We start from the raw sequence: 17,524 nt of genomic DNA on the forward strand, positions 1-17,524 counted from the left end.
GACCGACGCGGGCCCGGAACGGTGGGCCGAGGTCTACGAGGTCTACCGCGACGGCAAGCTCGACCAGAACGAGCGACTGACCCCCGCGCAGCTCGCCGAAGTGCAGGCCGCACTGCGCGCCGAGGTCGTCGGGCGCGCCGACGATATCGCCGCCCTCACCGACCTCGTACAGCGCGCCGCCCGTGCCGATGTGGAACGTCTTTCCGCGCAGCGTCATGCGGCGGAGCGGGAGTTGGCGGACGCGCAGGCTGATCTCGCGGATGCTCGTCGTGGTTTGCCGGTGAATGACGAGGATCTGACGCGGGATGCGTTGGATGATGCGCTCGACAGACTTCGTGGGCGCACGATGCGGGTGGATGAGCAGGGCCCGTGGCAGGAGCGGGTCGACGAGTTGGAGCGCGCGGCTCGGCGCGTCCTCGACGCCGGTGCGGAACTGGTTCGTCTGGACGACGCGCTCGAGCAGGCCGACGAGGCGGCCGAACAAAACACTGCTCCCGCCCCCGAAAGCTCGCTTGCCGGGCCGATTCCGAACGGGCGCGGTTGTCGGCCCAGCGCGACGCGGCGGCGCGGGAATTGGCGGACGCCCAATCCGATCTAGTTGCGGCTCGCCGTGGCTTGCCGGTCGACGACGCGGACCTGACGCCGGATGCCCTCGCTGACGCGCTGGAGAACCTGCGCTCGCGCACGATGCGAGTGGACGAGCAACAGCAGTGGCAGGACCGGCTCACCGGACTCGAGCAGGCCGCCCGCCGCGTCTTCGACGCCGAGGCGGAAGCGGCCCGAATCGCCGACGCCCTCGGACAGACCGACCGGCCGTCGAACGACCCGGCAGCTGAATCGGCTCCGGGTGCGGCCGATGCCCAGGCCGATGCGGAGCGGGCCCGCTTGTCCGCGCACCGTGATGCGGCAGAGCGGGAGTTGGCGGACGCGCAGGCTGATCTCGCGGATGCTCGTCGTGGATTGCCGGTGAATGACGAGGATCTGACGCGGGATGCGTTGGACGACGCGCTGGATGCCCTGCGTGGACGCACGTTGCGGGTGGATGAGCAGGGCCCGTGGCAGGACCGGGTTGCGGAGTTGGAGCGCGCCGCCCGGCGTGTGTTCGATGCCGAGGACGAGCTCGCGCGGGCGGAAGACGCTGTGCGGCAGTTCCATTCGGAGCAATCCAGGCATCGTTCTACCCAGGAGGGCGAGTCCGGTTCGCGGGCGGCTCGCGGTGGCGGGGAGCCGTCGCGCCGGGAGCGTGACGGCGGCGAGGATTCGTCGAACGGTGGAACTCGCGTACCTCGCGACGGTGATGAGGAGTCGTCGGGCGGTCCCCGCTCGAACCGCGACGGTGCATCGACGCCGCCCGAGGGTCCGTCGGGCTCGGCTCCGGCGCGTCCCCGTTGGATGCCGCCGGACCGGGCGCTCCGCTCGCATATTCCGCATCCGCCGAAGGACTACGAATTCGAGATGCCGGGTCCGTTCCTGAACGAAGTGGAACCGTGGCCCGTCCCGATGCCGCAGCCTCCGACCACGCCGCAGCCGCCGACCACGCCGCAGCCGCCCACCACGCCGCAGCCGCCGATGCCCCCGGTCAAGCCCACGCCGCCGGTGTCGCCGACGACCCCGGTGTCCCCGGTCCCACCGGTCACGCCGACGCCACCGGTCACACCGACGCCGCCACCACCGGTCCCGCCGACGTTGCCGGTGCCGTTGCCGGTGCCGCCGACGTTGCCGGTGCCGCCGACGCCTTCGGAACCGCCGACGCCTTCGGAACCGCCCACGCAGCCTCCGTACCCGCCCACGCCTTCGGAGCCGCCTACGCAGCCTCCGTCCCCTCCATCGCCTCCCACCCCGCCCGGCCCGCCGACACCTGGCGAGCCGACGCCTCCGTACCCGCCGCCAGGACCACTGCCCCCATACCCGTCGGCCCCACCCTCGTACCCGTCGATGCCGACTCCGGGCCCGTCCACACCGCCGTATCCCGGCCCGTCCGCCCCACCGTATCCGCCCACGTCACCGAGTTGGCCGGGCTACAACAACGGCACGGTCCCCCCTGGCATGCCCATGCCCCCCGGCATGCCGATGGCGCCCCCGGCGAACGGTGCCCGGCGGACCAACGGCCGCGGATCGCATGGGAACGGGCACCGCACCCAGGACTCCGGACGCGGTATCTTCGTCCGCCCGTTCGCAGGCTTCGGTGTTCCCGCCGAGTTCGACCCGCGCACCGGCGCCCTGCGCGCCAACCCGTCCGAGGCGGCCACGCACAACGGCGTCTACGGTGAGCTCGGTGGAGTCACGGTGGTGTTCTATCGACATGACGGCAGACTGGTGCTACGTGTCGGCGATCACACGGTCGAGCTCGACGGCCCCGTCGGCGTCGAATGGGGCACGGTGGGGTGGCGCACCACTCGGTTCGCAGTGGCCGTGGGCGGTGCCGTCCTCTGCGAGCTGACCTATCGCTCGGTGCCGGAGGAGATGGACATCGGTGCGCTGATCCGGGCCGTGGTCGACGACCCCGTGCGCCGCGCCGAGATCTTCGCCGGATGACCGGAAGCCGACGATGCGACAAGGTAACCACCGACGTGAGGAGGAATGATGCGGATCGACCATCCGACGGATGACGAACTGCGGGAGAACTTCGACGAGATGCTCCGCTCCGTGCTGACCGGCGGTGGCATCCGCACGGAGACCGGCCTCGACATGAAGACCGAGGACGCGCTGTGGGCGATCGCCCGCGCGTATCCCGACGTGCCGGACGCGCTGGTCGACGCGGCACGCTCGGCGTTCGCGGGTCAGCTCGACGGCTCCAACGCCCGCGAGCGCAAGGAGGCGCTGGCCCGCAAGATCGAGGAGATCAATCGTCGCCGGTCGGCCCGGTGAGCGCCGATGTCACGACCTAAGGTGGGCACATGACCGAGTGGCGCGCGCTGAGCGACAGCGAGATCGTCGACCTGGCCACCGGCCTGCGGTCGCTCGACGGCTCCCAGCCGATGGACGCGGTGCCGCGGCTGGCGGAGGCGTTCGGCTGGAAAGTGCTGACCGCCCATCCGGACCGGGCGATGCTGGACGCCGGATTCGGGATGGCCAGCGGGAAGATCCACGGACGTGCCGGCCTGATCGTCGACATCAAACTGCGCGTCACCGATTTCACCCCGGACGACGCGGACGGAAAGGCACGGTCGAGGGACGCGTTCGTGGCGATGGTCGCGGCGCTGACCGGCGCACTCGGCGAACCGACCACCCGGGTTCCCGGCGCCACCGCCGAGGTCAGGTGGGCGGGTCCGGAGACGACACTGGTGGTGGCGGACCTGGGCCGCTCGGTTCAGCTGTCCCTGACCGCCAATTCCTGGCTCGCACTGCACGATCAGGCCATCGAGCTGGAGCAGCAGGAGCAGAGTTGACCGGGTGGGGAGATTTCGCCGCGGGTCTGGCCGTGGAACTCGCCGCGCTGCGTGCCGGTTCCATCGTGAAGCTGGTCGAGTCCGAGGCCGGACCGCGGCGGCGATACGCCCAGTTCCTCCAGCTCGACGACGCCCTCTCGGCCGAATTGGTCGACGACGAATGGCTCGATCCCGCCTCGCGTGCGGGCGCTGCGGGACGCGCGGTGATCGCCGAGTCGGGTTGGCGGGAACGCGATGCGAGCCATAGCAATTGGTGGACCGAGCTCGCATGGCCGAGTCCGACGACCGAATACCGCCGACTGGCCGACATGGTCGTCACCGGGTTGCGCGACGGGTTCGGCATCGACGCCCCGACCGCACTGGCCTATGCCGCGTGGAACGAACGTTCGGAGAATCGCGAGCTGGACCTGCCGCTGCTCGGCCTGCGGCAGGAGCCATGACGAGCACCGCGCGCGAACCGGAGCGGATGAGGATGAACGACGAACAGAGCAGCCATCATGGCGTGCGCGACGTGACCGGTCCAGGCGGTCGGGTGACCGGCGACGAGTTCGATGACGCTCCCGCTGCCCAGGCGCAGCCCACCGCCGAGGCGCAGTCGGCCGAAGCGGTAGTCCCGCGGTCAGCGGAGGACACCGAGGTCGGGGCGGAGGAGCCCGATGTCGGCTTCACCCTGTCCGAGGCCGCGCCGGTCGAGGATGTCGCCGAACGGGCCAAGGCGCTCATGCACCAGGTCGCCCGCGAGCTGGCCGCGAACGGCCCGCCGGGCTGGCAGCGGGTCGACGCGGTGTTCGCGCTGACGGTGGTCGCGGAGGTCGCGCAGGCCGTCTACTCCGACGATCGCGAGCGGGCCGTCCGGGTGACTCCCGATCCCGGGATCGTGGCGCTGGTCGGGGAGCATCGCCGACTGGCGGCCGGGCTCGAGGACGGGCCATGGTGGCGTTTGCTCTTCATGCTGACCAGCGATGGCCGGATGGAGGTCGACTACGACTACGGCGACGAGCCGTTCCCGGACGACCAGTTGTTCCCGCCCGAGGTCTACCTCGCGGATCTCGCGGCGTTCCCGCGGGATTCGCTTCCGGTCTGGCTCGGCGCCTACCTCGGCCACAATGACCGGCAGTCGCGGCCGCCCCGGGTGGCGGCGGCACAGGCGAGGGCGGATCGGGAGGCGGGCGTGCGCGCGGTGCCGTCCGAGGACGAACTGCCCCCGTTTCCGATCATGGCCGCCCGGTGGGCGGTGCTCGCCGCGGCGTTCGTCGCGGCCGAATCACCTTGGGGCCCAAGGGTGCTGCCCTCGGTAAGTTGGTTCGAGGGGGCCAAACGCAGTGGTTGTTCGCTGTACGCGCTGCCCGGCGGGCGGGCCGTGCTGTCCGGCGGGGTGTGGAACGCCCCGGAACTGGCGGCGGCCTACAACGACGGCGTCCAGTTGCCCGAGCTGTACGCGGGCGCGCCGGAATGGGTCGCGGGACAGGTGTTGAACCACCGCTGCACCAGCGGTCTGCTGTCGTTCTGCTACTGGTGGGAGAACGGCCGCTGGTACCGCGGTGCGTCACCGGGACCCGCCGGGTTCGCCGAGGCCCTGCCGGGCGTGTGGAGCGCGGAGACGGTCGCGGACATCGTCAGCGGCCTGCTCGGTGACGGCGAGGACGCGCAGCGGCGGGCGGCCGTCGGCGCGCTGGTGTCCGCCGCGGAAGCCGGCGTCGTCACGCGGGACACCCTCGCCGGTGTTTTCGACGACGAACGATTCGATCTGGACGGCGCTTTCTTCCAGCTCACCATGGCCGGGGTGACCACGACGGCGCCGGGGCCGATGCCGCGGGAGGACGCGCTCGCCCGGGTCGAGCGGTTCCTCCGGGACAGCGGCGCCGACCTCGCGAACTATCCGCTGGACGACCTGCGCGCCGATCGGATCAGCGTGGGCTGGATGGTGTACGTCCCGGTCGAGCCGGGTGAGATCGCGATCGGCCGGGCGATCTACTACATCGCCGATGACGGTGTGCTGGAACGGTCTTCGTCCTCGGTGGCGCCGTCGGTCCACATCGCGGAGTTCGAGCGGCGGTTCCGGGACCGGCACGGTCCGGTCGGCGCGTCCTGATCTGCGCGTCTCATCTGTGCCGCGCCGGAAACCGGCCGGCTCGGGGCGCGGATGAGCCACCAGGACTCGGGTCTGTACATGCGTCGGCGACCCGACTCACCATAGAATCGTTGGTGCGGCGTAAGACAATATTTGGTCTGTCGTAAGAACCGGCTGCCATATTGACGTGTGGCGCACCGCCGGTCGTGGCGCGCCAGCGATGAGGAGGGTCGTCAGCGTATGAGTTGCCGGGCGCAGCAGTGTGATCCCGTACTCGGGGGCGAACGGATCACCGCGCCGTGGCGCGTACACAGCGGACGCCCACGTCGGGGAGGTATTCGGTTGTGCTCGGAGTCTCCTACTCCGGGATCGGACCTCGGCATCGTATCTTCTTGGGCCGCAGGCGCCCACGTAGCGCGCTTCCCAGCGGTGACAACAGGTTCAGGGGGCTTCCGAATCGTCGGGACGGAAGGAGCGTGGCATGGCTGAGGAGGCGAATCCGTGGAGCGGCCTGTCCCGTGAGGCGCAGAACGGCACCTTGGAACTGCGGCCCGGAGTGCTCGAAGCTCTGATCAACGCGGCGAACGGGGTGCGCGTCCGCGTCGCGTCGGTCAAGAAGGAATTGTCGAAGATCGATTCGCTGCCGCCGTTCGCCGAGGTGTTGCTGTCTGCCGAGGCGCTCGCTTCGCGTTTCTCGGAAAAAGGAAGAGAACTCGGCAGGATCCTGGACGACCACATCACCATCCTCGATGATCTGACCGATACGTTCTTCGCGGCGGCCAGGCATTACCGGGGCACCGAGGAGGACAACAGGGTCGATTTCGCCGCGCTCGAGCGCCGGGTCAGCGAACACAAGGGCATCACCGAGAATCTTTCGAAGCGATGGGACCCGGCCGGTTTGACCACCGCGGGCGACGGCAGCGGAAACACCTACGCGCATCCGGATTGGAATGAGGTCGGCAAGCGCAAACCCGAGGAGAACCACGGATTGCCGACCAGTCTGGCCGAACCTGGCGAAGTGAAATTCGAACCACGCGGCGTACACGCGGACGACCCGGAGAACTTCACCTATTCCCAGTATCAGACGATCATTTCGTCGATCACCGGGGGCAGTCCGACCATGCCGATCAAAGTCGCGCAAGCCGCGTCGGATTGGCGTTGGCTGGCAGGCGAACTGAAGGAAACGTTCGACATCCTCACCAACCAGATGACGACCAGCAGGTCGAGCTGGACCAGTCCGAACAACAATGGCGGCGCCCACCGAGCACGCCAAGCGATCACCGCCTACGGCACGGGCACCGATCAGCTGAATACGAACATGAAGCTCATCGGCGACAGCCTCGAATACGTGTCGGAATGGCTGTACACCACCGGAGTGCTGCTCCAGCAGGGTGACGACTATCCGCCCACTCGGAACTCGGGCGAGACCGACGACGTGTACCGGCAGCGAAAGGAAGAGGCCGCCGTCCGGAATTACGTCAGGGCGATGCAAGCGGCGTATGTCCCCGGCGTCGAGGAGACCGACAAGGTCATCGCGGTACTGCCGGATCCGATTCCGCCGACCACCGGCCAGGTGCCGGGCCCAGGACCGGGACCCGGCGGCCCCGGGCCGGGCGCAGCACCGGGCCCGGGAACCAACACGGCCCAGCTGGCGTCGATGCAGAACGCGCAGCGGCAGGCCGAACAGCAGCGGAAAGCACTGGAAGACGCCCAGCGCCAAGCCCAATTGGACGCTCAGCGCCGCGCCGCCGAACAGCAGCAACAGCAACAGCAAGCCGCCCAGCAGGCCGCGCAACAGGCGCAGCAGCAAGCCGCGCAGCAGCTGGCGCAACAGGCGCAGCAAGCCGCCCAGCAGATCGCGCAACAGGCGCAGCAGATCGGCCAGCAGGTGGCCAGTGCGGCGCAACAAGCAGCGCAGCAGGCTTCGCTGGCTGGGCTGCCTGGCATGCCGAATCTGTCCGACGCGACGAAGAAACTCGAATCGGCGCTGGCGAAGGGCGCGGGCGGCCCCGGTGGTTCGGCAGGCGGACCCGGCGCACCGAAGTCGGCCGCGAACCAGAACCTGGAGAAGGCGTCGAAACTGTTCCCGCGGGCAGCGACGAACGCGGTCACCGCGGCCGCCACCGGTCGGGCGGGACTCGCGGCGGGTCAGGGCATGATGGGCCCCGGCATGCCGATGGGTGGTCCCGGCGCCGCCCAGGGCGGACAGCAGAAGGAGCACAAGCGCGCCGACTACCTGGATTCCACCGAGCATCTGGAAGAGGCGCTCGGCGATGCGCCCGTGGTAGCGAAACCCGTTGTCGAGCAATGAACGACACCTGGGAGTTCACCGGTCTCGAATTCGCCGCGGCATGGCAGGCGGCGAAGGAGAGCCTGCCGGATCCGTTCTTCTACCTCAGCGGCACGACCTACTACGACGACGCGTGCAGGCAGAAAGCCGAGGCCTGGCAGCGGATTCGGGCGCGCTGGGGCCGTGCGCTGGAGGAGTTGATGGACGTGCTCACGGTTCCCGATATCCGGCTGGTGATCCGCGGGATCGACGGCCGGGACGCGCGGAACCCGCAGGGCTCCATCCGCATGCTCGCCAGCCGCAAGGGCGACCGCGCGTTCCTGGTGACCCAGAAGCCGGGAACGGAACGGCGAACGGGGGGATTCACGGTGGCCGAACACGACGTGCTGTCGCTCGGCCATATCGTGGCCACCGCGTTGCCGAAGGTCGATGCAGGTCGTGGGCGCGCGTTCGATCTCATCGAACCAGGCGGCGACGGCCTGGACTATTCCTATGGCCGTTCCCCGGTGCACGAGGTCGAAGACCGCGCGGCGAGTCGCAGCGAGACCTTCGATCGCGCGCCCGCGGCCACGGTTGGCACCATCGTGGTGGAGCAGGGGCACTCGCGGTTCGGTCCGCGCGGTATCACCCGGGTGCACCTGGCCTGGCGCGATCTCGTCGACGACGGGCGCTATGCGATCGTGCCCGGCAGCCCGCCGACGGTGCTCGCGGCGGACGTCAGGCGACTGACCGAATTGATCAACGCGCGGATCGCCGAAGTCGTCCAAGCCATCAGAGACGAGCGGATGTGATCGGTCGTATGCGCGAGATTCCATTTTCGATGCGAGGGGGTTCTCGATGACCACACCGCAGCCCGGGCCGGTCGGCGAATTCCCAGCGGAATTCGTCGCGACTTCGCTCACCGGCTCTATTTCGGTGCGCACCACCGAAATGGGTCTGCCGCTGGGCATCAAGGTGGACCCCGATCAATTGCGCCGTGACCCGGAAGCACTGGCGGGCGAGGTCCTGCGATTGTGCAAACAGGCGGCGAACCGCGCGGGCCTGGCGCGGCGGGCGCAATTGCGGCAACTGGGTTTCACCTCGGAGATGTTGGCGCTGACCGGGCTGCCCACCGAACAGCAGGTGGCGACCCAGGAGATCATCGACGAGCAGGAGTACGACACCGAGCCGCAGAGCTGGCTGCGGTCGATTTGAGCCGCAACATAGTTCGTGAGGTTGGCATGGTCGAAACAATGGACGAGCTCATCGCTCGGGTGCGGAATCAGCTCTACCGGCTCACCGATCTCAACGACGCCATGAATGGCATCCGGGTAACCGAGACGTCGCCCGACGGTGCGGTGACCGCGGAAGTCGACGGTAACGCGGCTTTGATCGGACTCCGCTTTTCCGCTGCGGTGTCGAAGCTTTCGCCGGAGGAGTTCGAGAAATCGGTCGTGGAAACCGCGAGAGCGGCCGCGCACAAGGCTTTTACCGAACGCGGCGCGCTCATCACCGCATTCAACGAGGAGGCCACCGGGTAGTCACCGGATGTTAACCACGACGGGATCGCGATATGCGGTCTTCGCTAGGTAAAGTTGAATACGAAACGTCGGGGGATGTTTCGGGATTGGACGATGATCATGAGCCACATTGAAGTAGTCCCGGATGCGCTGCGTGTATACGGAAGCGAATCGGCGGCCATGGCTGCCGGAGTGGGCGCGATCGCCGCGACCGACCAAGCCGCGACGGTTGCCGCGGTGGTCCCGGTGTTCGGCCTGATCGGCCAGGAGTTCCTCGCCTCGTACGCCTTCGCCCAGGCCAACCACCTGTCCTCGGTGGCGCAACTCGCCGCCGTGCACGCGGGCACCGCGTTGACGGCGCATCAGGCCGCCGCCACCTACGAGGGCACGGACACCGCCTCGGGCGCGGCCATCGGAGCGATCCGCACGCGGTCATGACCACGCCGGGAGCCGTTCCTCCGCCCGGCGCCGATCCGCTGGATCCCACAGTTCTGGAATTGCTGCGCGGCAGTGTTCTCGCACCCATGCTCGACATGCCGGTGAACGATGTGCTGCACAGCATGGGTCTACCGAATCTGCCGGAGATGCCCGCCTTCGTGCAGCTGCCGGAGCTACCGCCGCTGCCGACGATCGATCTCGGCGCGCTGATGCGCCCGCTGACCGATCTCGCCTCCGCGTTCGGCACCGGTCAGCTCGGCGCGCCCGCGCCCGCGCCTGCGCAGGCCGGTGGTACCGCCGCGGCGCCGCCCGCGCCGCCGGTCGACCCGACTCAGTTGCTGCAGAACGTGTCGACCGTGATGCAGACGGTGATGCAGGTCGGCTCGTCCCTGGTGCAGACCTTGATGTCGGTCTGGCAGGGCATGGCCGCGATGGAGGCCGCGAAGAAGGCAGGTGCGGCGCAGACCGACGCGAGCGAGCTGGCGGCGCAGAGCGCGCAGGAGAAGGCGGTGCTCGGCAGCGCGGCGGGCAGCGTCTTCACCGGCGCGGGCCTGATGTCGGCGGTGCTGGCGAAGTTCTCCACCACCATGGCCTTCGCGCCGCTGCTCGCGGCCTCGCCGGGCGGACAGGGCTTCCTGGTCGCCTCCGCGATCGAGGCGATGACCGAGGCGCTGGCGATCACCGCCAAGACGAAAGCCGAGATGGTCGGCCACAGTGCGAGCATGACGCAGGCCGGTCAGAAGGTCGCGATCACGAACGCGCCGACCGGGGTGAAGTCGGCCGAACAGCTGACCCAGCTGATGAGCATGATCACACCGCTGATCAGCACGGCCGGTCAGGTGGCGCAGTCGCTCGGGCAGCTGGCGGCGGCCAATCCTTCGCTGCTCGCACCGAAACCGATCAGCGCCCCCGGCGCGCACGAAAGCGCGGGTGAGCCAGGGGAAGGCAAGGAAGGCGAAGAAGGACAGCACGCCGGTGGCTCGGGCGGCGCGGGTGGCATCGGCGGTGGCGTCCCCGGTGCGATCGCCGCGGCCGCCGCGCCGCTGAACCCCTGGCCGGGGACCCGGGTGGCCGGCGGGTCGCTCGGCAACATCGGCGGTGCCACCGCTGCCGGAACGGGAACGTCGTCCGCGGCGTCCGCCACCGTCGCGGCGGGGACCGGAACCGGGGGCGGATATATGCCGATGGGTGGCGCGGGTATGGCCGGCGCGGGCTTGGCGCGCGACGGCGAATCGACCACCGACGCGCTGCGCGGCCAGATGGTCACAGGCCAGCACGGCGACGAAGTGGTCGGCCGGATCGAAGGGGTCTCGCTGCCGGTGGTCGGCGCGGCCGACGCGACATCGGAACCACCGCCGGACAAGGAACTCACGCTCTGACGCGAGTGCCGAGCAGTACACAGGAGGGTCTTATGAGTGACGGGCGGGGTCAGGTGTACGACAGCGTGCGATTCGACCCGGTCACGGCGGCCAAGGCGTCATCCGGACTGGACGCGCTGGCCGACCGGTTGGCATCGGATCTGCGCTCCGCCGAGGAAGCGCTGACCGTCGTTCCCGCGGGCGCCGACGAGGTCTCCGGCCGGGCCGCGCAGACCGCGAACGATGTGGCGTCGTCGTACCTGGCCGGTGCACAGGCGAGCGTGCACGAATTGCGCAAGCTCGCGGCCACGTTGCGGCTGCACTCGAACGAGTTCGACGGCATGGAATCGGCCAATACGGCGGATTTCGGCGCCACGGGCGGCCGGTCCGCCTGACCGTCGTCGAGCAATCGAAAGGTCCTCCGCAGCAATGATCGAATCGCCGCAGCCAGGTTTCACCGGCGTGGTGTGGACCGCGCGTCCGCCCGAGCGGCTCGCGCGCGACCTCACCACGGGGCCGGGCGCCGTGCCGATGGCCGAGGCCGTCTCGGCGTGGTCGCGCCTGGCCGCGTCGTTCGGCGCCGCTGTGGTCGAGTACGAGAAGGTTCTCGCGGACGTGCGCGGAGCCTGGCAATCCGGGCGCAGCGACGAAGTGCTGCAACGAATCACGACCCTGCGCGACTGGCTGGTCGAGGCCGCCGCCGCGGCGGCGGCCAACGCCGCACGGTTCCAGGCCCAGGTCGCCGCCTACGAGATCGCCCGGCTGACGATGCCCAACACCGCCGACCTGGAAAACCTTCAGCAGGTACAGCGCATGCTGGAGTCGATGACCGGGATGCTCGGTGCGCCGATCCGCGCGATCGCGGCGGACACCGACGCCGAGCAGGACGCGGCGAAGGCGATGGCCTCGCGGGTCATGCGGAACTACGAGATGGCCACCGAACCACTGGCCTTGCCCTGGCAGCACCAAGAGCCGCCGGTGGTGGCGCCGGAGCAGGCGCTGACCGCCGAACAGGCCGCGGCGTCGGCCGAGGCCGCGATGCCACGCGGTGCCGCGCCGATCGGTGCGATGCCGATCGGGACGGTGCCCATCCCCGCGATGCCGCGAGTGCCCACCGCGTACCGGGCTCCGGTGTACGCCCAGTCGGCCGCCACGGCCGAAGTCGTTCCGCGCGTCACGCAGGCCACGGTGAACACGGGCGGGCAACCCGCGCCGCTCGTTCCTGGAGCACTGGGGCAGGCCGGGCCCGCGCAGGAGGCGGCGCGGTTCCCACGTGCCAGCCTTCCCGCGGAGACGAGCGACCAGATCGGCTTCGAGGGCGGCATCCAGGCGGCGCCGGCGGTGCTCGGCGGCGCCGAACCCGCGGCGCACGCCGTCGCGCCGACGGAGGCAGGCCCCGAGACGGGAGGTGCGCCGTGACGTCACTGTCGAACGACGCGCTGCTCGTCGTCGCCGAGCGTCTCGGTGTGCAAACCTTGCCGCTGGTTCTCTCCACCGGGCCGCAACAGGATTCGATCGAGGAATATCGCGCCGCGCGGGAGCGGGCGCTGTCCGGCCTGATCGGCGAGGGCCTGCTCGACGCCGAGGGCGAAGTCGAATCGGACTTGGCCGGTGCACTGTTCGTCTTGGCGCAACCGGACCGTGAGCTCGTCGCCCGCGTCTACACCGAGGAAGGCGCTCGCCGCTTCTGTCTGGCGCGCCGGGGTGAGCAGCACGCGCTCGCCGTGCGCTCGGGCGACAGTTTCGAGGTGACGTCGATCTGGGCCGACGGCTCGGACGCGTCGCTGGCTCGTCCGCTGCTGGCCGCGCTCGGCCCGTGCGAACCCGCGCAGATCGCCGGATTCAGCGCGCTCGCCGCCGAATTGGCCGACCGCATGGACGCGGCCGAGGGCTCCGCCGACTACGCCGACGCGATGTACGCCCTCGGCGTCGGTGAGCGCGACGCCGCCGTGCTCGGCCTCGCCTTCGGCTCCTGCCGCGCTTACGCCGAGATCGTGGCCTACGCCCATCGGGACGGGCTGACCAGCCGGGCGCCCGGGGCGGTGGCGGTGTACGACACCGGCCGCGGGCGGATCGTCGTCGCCCCCATGGTCTCGCCGGATCAGCAGATCTGGTCGACGGTCACGACGGGCACCGACCACCGGGTGACTCAGGCGGTCGCCACGTTGCTGGAAGGGCTGCCCGGGGGGAGGTGGCTGCCTCAGTAGCTGTCGAGTCGCAAGAAAACTCGGTTGCCACATTGCTCGGCGAGATCGTCCCGATCTCCGCACCAACACAAGTTCTGACGGAAGGACCAACGAAATGGCTTACACAACTCTCGGCGACGGCTCGGGGAACACCTACGGTGTCGAAGAGGGCGGCATCGACGGCGTCGTCAGCCGCATGGAGGACTCGATCTCGACGCTGCGCACCTCGATCAACCAGATCGACGAGTCGGTGCAGGCCGTCGCGCGTGGCTGGCAGGGCGACGCCCACCGCGAGTTCAACACCGCGGCCACCGAATGGCACGACGAGGTCACCGCGCTCAACGGCAAGCTCGACCGGCTCTCGCAGGCCGTGACCTCGGGCAAGAACACCATTGTCGGCTCCGACGCGGCGGGTCTGTGACCGCTCGATGGCATTGCCGTCCAGCTGGATCGCCCACCGCACGACTAGAAGGAAACAACAATGACGATCAAGTACAACTCGCCCGCCATCACCGAGATGGTCGGTGACCTCAACCAGTACGGCTCCAACATGAAGGCGCAGATCGACGAGCTCAACGGCGCCGCAGCGGCGTTCCGCGAGAACCTGCAGGGTGAGCAGGCGGTCTCGAACTTCGACACCGCGCACAAGAACCTGACCACCGAGCTGGAGGACACCCTTCAGAAGCTGGACAACCTCGCCACCAAGGTCGAGAACGCGCTCGGTCGCGCCATCGAGGCCGACGGCAAGGTCGGCGACGGCTTCGCCGCGTTCTGATCGCGCACAGCGACGAACAACGGCCGGCTGGTGAGGGTTCCAGCCGGCCGTTTCGTCTGCTCAGCGGGCCGCGAGTGACTCGCCGATGTAGTGCATCTCGTCCGGTGTGGTGACCATCAGCACGGTGGCGCTGCGCGCGGCGGTGCGCACCGTGATCCGGTTGGGCGCTTCTGGATCCTGCACCAGCGTGACGTCGGCGTCGACGGACCTGCCCGGATCGTCCGGCCGCCGCACGTGCACGATCGTCGCACCGCCCGCGTGTGCGATCGGCGGGACGCCGTCGAACACCAGCACCGTCGTGCTCGGATAGGGCGCGGCGGGCGGCGGCGGAGGAGCGGGCGGATGGTAGCTGGCGCCCGCGGCCCGCGGCGCGATCGAGAGAACGTGCGGTGCACCGAGATTCGTCACCATGGTGTGCCACGCCTCCGGCCGGGCGGTGTGCACGATGGCGTGAGCGCCGAGCGCGGTGGCGCGCAGTATCACCTGCTGCGCGAGATCCAGGTTGCCGATCACCTCGAGGTGCCTGGTGCCCTCGCCGATCAACGGCACCGCGATGCCCTGCCCGCGCTCGTCGGCGCCGATGAGCTGACCGCAGCCCGCCGTCGGCACCGCGAACCCGGCGAGCGCGGCCAGCGTGCCGCGATAGGCGATGTCGCTGCCCCAGCGGCCCGCGTAGCCGATGGGCAAGGTGTCCAGAAGGATTCGCAGTTGGTTGCCCACCAGCTCACGCAACCCGGGCAGTGGTGGTTCCTCCGGTGGCGCGACGGTGTCGAAACGGACCACCGCGTTGAGCACCACGGTGTCGGCGAAATCGGTGTGCCGATCGTGGCGGGCCGCTCCCGGCCGCAGGCGCAGCGTCACCGTGGTGGACAAGCTGGGCACCGCCCAGATGTCGGCCAGTCCACGCGGGCCGATCATGTCGGCCGCGATCTGGTACTGGGTGAGGTAACGGCCCTGGTATTCGAGCGTTTTCGGGGACTCGGCGAGTTGGTCGACATCGAAGCCGTGGGTGAGCTGGCGCACCGCGGTGTTCATCTCGGTCGCGGTCAGCACGGACGCGGCGATGTCGTGCGCGGCGAGCCGGTTGGCGACCCGGCGGGTGGCGATGATCGCCGTGCGCAGCGCGCCGCTGCCACCGCCGCCGCGGTTGTCCACCGCCTCGGCGTTGGCCAGTGGATCCATCCGCAGCACCAGCCAGCAGGTGCGATGCGCGATGGCGGGCAGCGGGCCGAGGATGCGGTCGTAGAGTTGCGCGGCGACGCCGGTGCCCGCGGTGCGCGCGCCGGTGCTCACCACGTCGATGCCGGCCAGGGTCAGATCGAATTGATCGAGGCAGCGAGCGATCTCGGGAAGCGGGAGCAGTTGGTCGGTGCTGAGCGAACCGCGGTCCAGCAGCGTCAGCGTGTCCGGTGGCGGGTCGATCCGGAGCATGGTGAGCAGTAGATCGCCGTCCCAGCGCACGCCGTAACCGCCGCCCTCGGCCAGCGGTACGTCGAGTGCGGGCGCCTGCGTCAGGCGTTCGGCCGGGCGCAATCCGGGACGCCTGCGGGCGATCGCGCTACCGATGCGCTCGGCGGGCGTGTGTCCGCGGATCGGCGCGAGACCGGCCAGCGCGACCACCGCGCCCGCGGCGATCGCACCCCAGATCGAGTTGCCCGCGGCGAGAACAATCCACGCGAGGGCGGCGGACGATATCGCGACGGGAACTATCACGCGCAGCGGAAAAATGCGAAACAACCAGAATTCCGGATCGCGCAGAGTGTCATAGTCCGATGGGCGTTGAATTCTCGGCGTCGGAGCATCCGTTATTTCACTTTCGGTTGCCTCGCCGTTCATCGATTCGTTCACAGTTGTTTGTCCCTGCTTCGCCTCTGTACGGCCGCCGTTGATCGGCTTCGGATTCCATCGGTTCCGGGCCGTCGGTGAATTACGGTACCGTGTCGAAGAGAATGGTGATCGATAGCTCGATGGAGACCATGTGCCGGCACAGCTGACCACCCGCGCTCAGGTCAACGGATACCGATTCCTGTTGCGCAGGCTCGATCACGCGCTGGTGCGCCGCGACGTGCGTATGTTGCACGATCCGATGCGTTCCCAGATCCGCTCGTTGCTCGTCGGCGCGGTGCTCGGTGTGCTCGTGGTGGCCGGCGCCGCGATTCTGGCGTTCCTGCGTCCACAGGGCGCGATCGGCGACGCCGTGATCGTCTCGGGAAAGCAGAGTGGCGCGTTGTACGTGGTGGTGGGAGACCAGGAGGGCGACAAGACCCTGCACCCCGTGCTCAATCTCGCGTCCGCGCGGCTGATCACCGGCGCCAACGCCGAACCGCACGCGGTGAAGGACGACAAGCTGAACGATCTGCCGCGCGGGCCGCTGCTCGGCATTCCGGGAGCGCCGAGCGCGCTGCCCGGTTCGAAGCAGGGCGACAACTCGGAGTGGTCGCTGTGCGAGACCATTCCGCTGTCCGAAGGCGGTAGCGCCGCCGCGTCCTCGGGCGGCACGACGACGGTGATCGCGGGCCATCCCGCGCTCGGGGACCGGATCCGGACCTCGAACCACGATGAGGCGCTGCTCGTCCGGCGCGACAACAAGACCTACCTGGTCTACGACGGCAAACGCGCCGAGGTCGACCCGGCCAATTCGGTGATGGCCAGGGCGCTCGACCTGCGCGCCCAGCGGCCACGGCCGGTCGGCACCGGACTGCTCGGCGCGACGACGCAGGTTCCCGCGCTGACTCCGCCGCAGATCCCCCGGGCGGGGGAGCGCGGGCCCGGCCCGCTGTCGGAGATCCCGGTCGGCGGCGTCATCTCGGTGTCCGGCGTGGGACCGGACGGCGGTTCGGTGCTGTACGTCGTGCTCGCCGAGGGTTTGCAGCCGGTATCGCCGTTCACCGCGCAGGTGATCAGGTACGCCGATTCGCACGGCATGCGGGAGATCGCGACCATGCCGCCCGATGTGCTGGAACGGGTTCCGGTGGTCCGGCAACTGCCGGTGGACGACTTCCCGGTGCGGACCCCGCGGATCCTGCCCGCCGAGGACGCCCCGGTCGCCTGTGTGGCCTGGGCGAAGTCGCCGGGCACCGCTCCGGGGCAGAGCGAGGCGGGCACGGGCGACGGCCCCGGTGAGCGCGCGGCGGTCAGCCTGCTGGTCGGCACCCGCTTGCCGATCGCGGAGTCCGCGAAACCCGTCGAGGTGTCCACCTCCGACGGCGTCGGCGACCGGGTCGACGCCGCCTACATCCCGCCGGGCTCAGGGGAGTTCGTGCAGGTGACCGGCATGGAGCCGGGCAGCCCGCGCCGGGACAGCCTGTTCTACATCGCCGATACCGGCGTGCGCTACGGCATTCCGGACGCGGCCACCGCGAATGTGCTCGGGCTCGGCGGCACCCCGCGCCTCGCGCCATGGGCGATCGTCGGCCAGATGGTGCCCGGGCCCACGCTGTCGGCGCGGGACGCGCTGGTCAGCCACGATTCGCTGCCCACGAAATGAGGTGCGGCGGACCGGTGACCCGGTCCGCCGA

At 69.6% G+C, this 17,524-nt stretch carries 21 protein-coding genes; 17 read left to right on the forward strand and 4 right to left on the reverse strand.

The genetic code is table 11. The features are described 5' to 3' along the window. From ON21_RS39580 to ON21_RS35595, 3 genes are all read right to left on the reverse strand, one after another. On the reverse strand, positions 1 to 484 hold a 484-nt coding region (locus ON21_RS39580), incomplete at its 3' end, for a hypothetical protein (RefSeq protein WP_218004038.1). A gap of 110 nt (positions 485 to 594) precedes the next feature. Then, entirely contained in the window at positions 595 to 1,155 is a 561-nt protein-coding gene (locus ON21_RS04340; protein WP_039795603.1) for a hypothetical protein, read from the reverse strand. A 287-nt stretch (positions 1,156 to 1,442) separates the two neighbouring features. Then, positions 1,443 to 1,769, reverse strand: coding sequence for a hypothetical protein (locus tag ON21_RS35595; RefSeq protein ID WP_051020332.1), 327 nt, complete (start codon positions 1,767 to 1,769; stop codon positions 1,443 to 1,445). A gap of 277 nt (positions 1,770 to 2,046) precedes the next feature. Between ON21_RS35595 and ON21_RS04350 the strand changes: the two genes are divergently transcribed. From ON21_RS04350 to ON21_RS04425, 16 genes are all read left to right on the forward strand, one after another. Continuing rightward, on the forward strand, positions 2,047 to 2,535 hold the full coding sequence (locus tag ON21_RS04350; protein ID WP_157170701.1) for a hypothetical protein: 489 nt from the start codon (positions 2,047 to 2,049) through the stop codon (positions 2,533 to 2,535). A gap of 48 nt (positions 2,536 to 2,583) precedes the next feature. Next, on the forward strand, positions 2,584 to 2,868 hold the full coding sequence (locus ON21_RS04355; protein WP_039795825.1) for a hypothetical protein: 285 nt from the start codon (positions 2,584 to 2,586) through the stop codon (positions 2,866 to 2,868). Between the two features lie 29 nt (positions 2,869 to 2,897). Continuing rightward, positions 2,898 to 3,389, forward strand: coding sequence for a DUF6301 family protein (locus ON21_RS04360; protein WP_039795607.1), 492 nt, complete (start codon positions 2,898 to 2,900; stop codon positions 3,387 to 3,389). Next, positions 3,386 to 3,829 (forward strand): TY-Chap domain-containing protein, encoded by a 444-nt coding sequence (locus ON21_RS04365; RefSeq protein ID WP_039795609.1) that lies wholly within the window; start codon positions 3,386 to 3,388, stop codon positions 3,827 to 3,829. Before ON21_RS04360 ends, ON21_RS04365 begins: the two co-directional genes overlap by 4 nt. Beyond that, positions 3,826 to 5,481 carry a hypothetical protein gene (locus ON21_RS04370; protein ID WP_245562461.1) on the forward strand — a complete coding sequence of 552 codons (1,656 nt, stop codon included), beginning with the start codon at positions 3,826 to 3,828 and terminating at the stop codon, positions 5,479 to 5,481. Before ON21_RS04365 ends, ON21_RS04370 begins: the two co-directional genes overlap by 4 nt. Before the next feature lie 460 nt (positions 5,482 to 5,941). Then, positions 5,942 to 7,771 carry a hypothetical protein gene (locus tag ON21_RS04375; RefSeq protein ID WP_039795610.1) on the forward strand — a complete coding sequence of 610 codons (1,830 nt, stop codon included), beginning with the start codon at positions 5,942 to 5,944 and terminating at the stop codon, positions 7,769 to 7,771. After that, a complete protein-coding gene (locus ON21_RS04380) occupies positions 7,768 to 8,541 on the forward strand; it encodes an ESX secretion-associated protein EspG (protein ID WP_039795612.1) in 774 nt (257 codons plus the stop codon). The genes ON21_RS04375 and ON21_RS04380 overlap by 4 nt, the downstream gene beginning before the upstream one ends. Positions 8,542 to 8,587: 46 nt before the next feature. Then, the gene (locus ON21_RS04385; protein ID WP_039795613.1) at positions 8,588 to 8,944 is read left to right on the forward strand and encodes a hypothetical protein; all 357 of its coding nucleotides are present in this window, start codon (positions 8,588 to 8,590) and stop codon (positions 8,942 to 8,944) included. Between the two features lie 38 nt (positions 8,945 to 8,982). Next, a complete protein-coding gene (locus ON21_RS04390; protein ID WP_245562462.1) occupies positions 8,983 to 9,270 on the forward strand; it encodes a YbaB/EbfC family nucleoid-associated protein in 288 nt (95 codons plus the stop codon). A gap of 99 nt (positions 9,271 to 9,369) precedes the next feature. Further along, the gene (locus ON21_RS04395) at positions 9,370 to 9,687 is read left to right on the forward strand and encodes a type VII secretion target (protein WP_039795829.1); all 318 of its coding nucleotides are present in this window, start codon (positions 9,370 to 9,372) and stop codon (positions 9,685 to 9,687) included. Continuing rightward, entirely contained in the window at positions 9,684 to 11,066 is a 1,383-nt protein-coding gene (locus ON21_RS04400; RefSeq protein ID WP_051020334.1) for a hypothetical protein, read from the forward strand. The genes ON21_RS04395 and ON21_RS04400 overlap by 4 nt, the downstream gene beginning before the upstream one ends. A gap of 32 nt (positions 11,067 to 11,098) precedes the next feature. Then, positions 11,099 to 11,440 (forward strand): PE family protein, encoded by a 342-nt coding sequence (locus tag ON21_RS04405; RefSeq protein WP_039795618.1) that lies wholly within the window; start codon positions 11,099 to 11,101, stop codon positions 11,438 to 11,440. Positions 11,441 to 11,474: 34 nt separating this feature from the next. Further along, positions 11,475 to 12,464 (forward strand): PPE domain-containing protein, encoded by a 990-nt coding sequence (locus tag ON21_RS04410; RefSeq protein WP_039795620.1) that lies wholly within the window; start codon positions 11,475 to 11,477, stop codon positions 12,462 to 12,464. After that, entirely contained in the window at positions 12,461 to 13,252 is a 792-nt protein-coding gene (locus tag ON21_RS04415; RefSeq protein ID WP_039795624.1) for an ESX secretion-associated protein EspG, read from the forward strand. The genes ON21_RS04410 and ON21_RS04415 overlap by 4 nt, the downstream gene beginning before the upstream one ends. Positions 13,253 to 13,346: 94 nt before the next feature. Further along, positions 13,347 to 13,652: a WXG100 family type VII secretion target gene (locus ON21_RS04420; RefSeq protein ID WP_039795626.1), complete on the forward strand. Its 306-nt coding sequence runs from the start codon at positions 13,347 to 13,349 to the stop codon at positions 13,650 to 13,652. 60 nt (positions 13,653 to 13,712) lie between these two features. Next, positions 13,713 to 14,006 (forward strand): WXG100 family type VII secretion target, encoded by a 294-nt coding sequence (locus ON21_RS04425; RefSeq protein ID WP_039795628.1) that lies wholly within the window; start codon positions 13,713 to 13,715, stop codon positions 14,004 to 14,006. A 60-nt stretch (positions 14,007 to 14,066) separates the two neighbouring features. Here the strand turns inward: ON21_RS04425 and eccE are convergent, their stop codons facing one another. Next, on the reverse strand, positions 14,067 to 15,719 hold the full coding sequence (eccE, locus tag ON21_RS04430; protein ID WP_245562463.1) for a type VII secretion protein EccE: 1,653 nt from the start codon (positions 15,717 to 15,719) through the stop codon (positions 14,067 to 14,069). Positions 15,720 to 15,984: 265 nt separating this feature from the next. On the opposite strand from eccE, the gene eccB reads away from it, so the two are divergent. Next, positions 15,985 to 17,493, forward strand: coding sequence for a type VII secretion protein EccB (gene eccB, locus ON21_RS04435; protein ID WP_039795632.1), 1,509 nt, complete (start codon positions 15,985 to 15,987; stop codon positions 17,491 to 17,493). Positions 17,494 to 17,524: the final 31 nt, after the last annotated feature.

The organism is Nocardia araoensis NBRC 100135, from assembly GCF_000308435.1.
Taxonomy (GTDB): Bacteria; Actinomycetota; Actinomycetes; order Mycobacteriales; family Mycobacteriaceae; genus Nocardia; species Nocardia araoensis.

What these genes read in the sequence shown, in the direction of transcription:
- ON21_RS04340 (WP_039795603.1), bottom strand. Translation starts at nt 1,155, where the DNA reads ATGGAACTGCCGCACAGCGTCTTCCGCCCGCGCGAGCTCGTCCTCGGC.
- ON21_RS04350 (WP_157170701.1), top strand. Translation starts at nt 2,047, where the DNA reads ATGCCCATGCCCCCCGGCATGCCGATGGCGCCCCCGGCGAACGGTGCC.
- ON21_RS04355 (WP_039795825.1), top strand. Translation starts at nt 2,584, where the DNA reads ATGCGGATCGACCATCCGACGGATGACGAACTGCGGGAGAACTTCGAC.
- ON21_RS04360 (WP_039795607.1), top strand. Translation starts at nt 2,898, where the DNA reads ATGACCGAGTGGCGCGCGCTGAGCGACAGCGAGATCGTCGACCTGGCC.
- ON21_RS04370 (WP_245562461.1), top strand. Translation starts at nt 3,826, where the DNA reads ATGACGAGCACCGCGCGCGAACCGGAGCGGATGAGGATGAACGACGAA.
- ON21_RS04375 (WP_039795610.1), top strand. Translation starts at nt 5,942, where the DNA reads ATGGCTGAGGAGGCGAATCCGTGGAGCGGCCTGTCCCGTGAGGCGCAG.
- ON21_RS04380 (WP_039795612.1), top strand. Translation starts at nt 7,768, where the DNA reads ATGAACGACACCTGGGAGTTCACCGGTCTCGAATTCGCCGCGGCATGG.
- ON21_RS04385 (WP_039795613.1), top strand. Translation starts at nt 8,588, where the DNA reads ATGACCACACCGCAGCCCGGGCCGGTCGGCGAATTCCCAGCGGAATTC.
- ON21_RS04390 (WP_245562462.1), top strand. Translation starts at nt 8,983, where the DNA reads ATGGACGAGCTCATCGCTCGGGTGCGGAATCAGCTCTACCGGCTCACC.
- ON21_RS04395 (WP_039795829.1), top strand. Translation starts at nt 9,370, where the DNA reads ATGAGCCACATTGAAGTAGTCCCGGATGCGCTGCGTGTATACGGAAGC.
- ON21_RS04400 (WP_051020334.1), top strand. Translation starts at nt 9,684, where the DNA reads ATGACCACGCCGGGAGCCGTTCCTCCGCCCGGCGCCGATCCGCTGGAT.
- ON21_RS04405 (WP_039795618.1), top strand. Translation starts at nt 11,099, where the DNA reads ATGAGTGACGGGCGGGGTCAGGTGTACGACAGCGTGCGATTCGACCCG.
- ON21_RS04410 (WP_039795620.1), top strand. Translation starts at nt 11,475, where the DNA reads ATGATCGAATCGCCGCAGCCAGGTTTCACCGGCGTGGTGTGGACCGCG.
- ON21_RS04420 (WP_039795626.1), top strand. Translation starts at nt 13,347, where the DNA reads ATGGCTTACACAACTCTCGGCGACGGCTCGGGGAACACCTACGGTGTC.
- ON21_RS04425 (WP_039795628.1), top strand. Translation starts at nt 13,713, where the DNA reads ATGACGATCAAGTACAACTCGCCCGCCATCACCGAGATGGTCGGTGAC.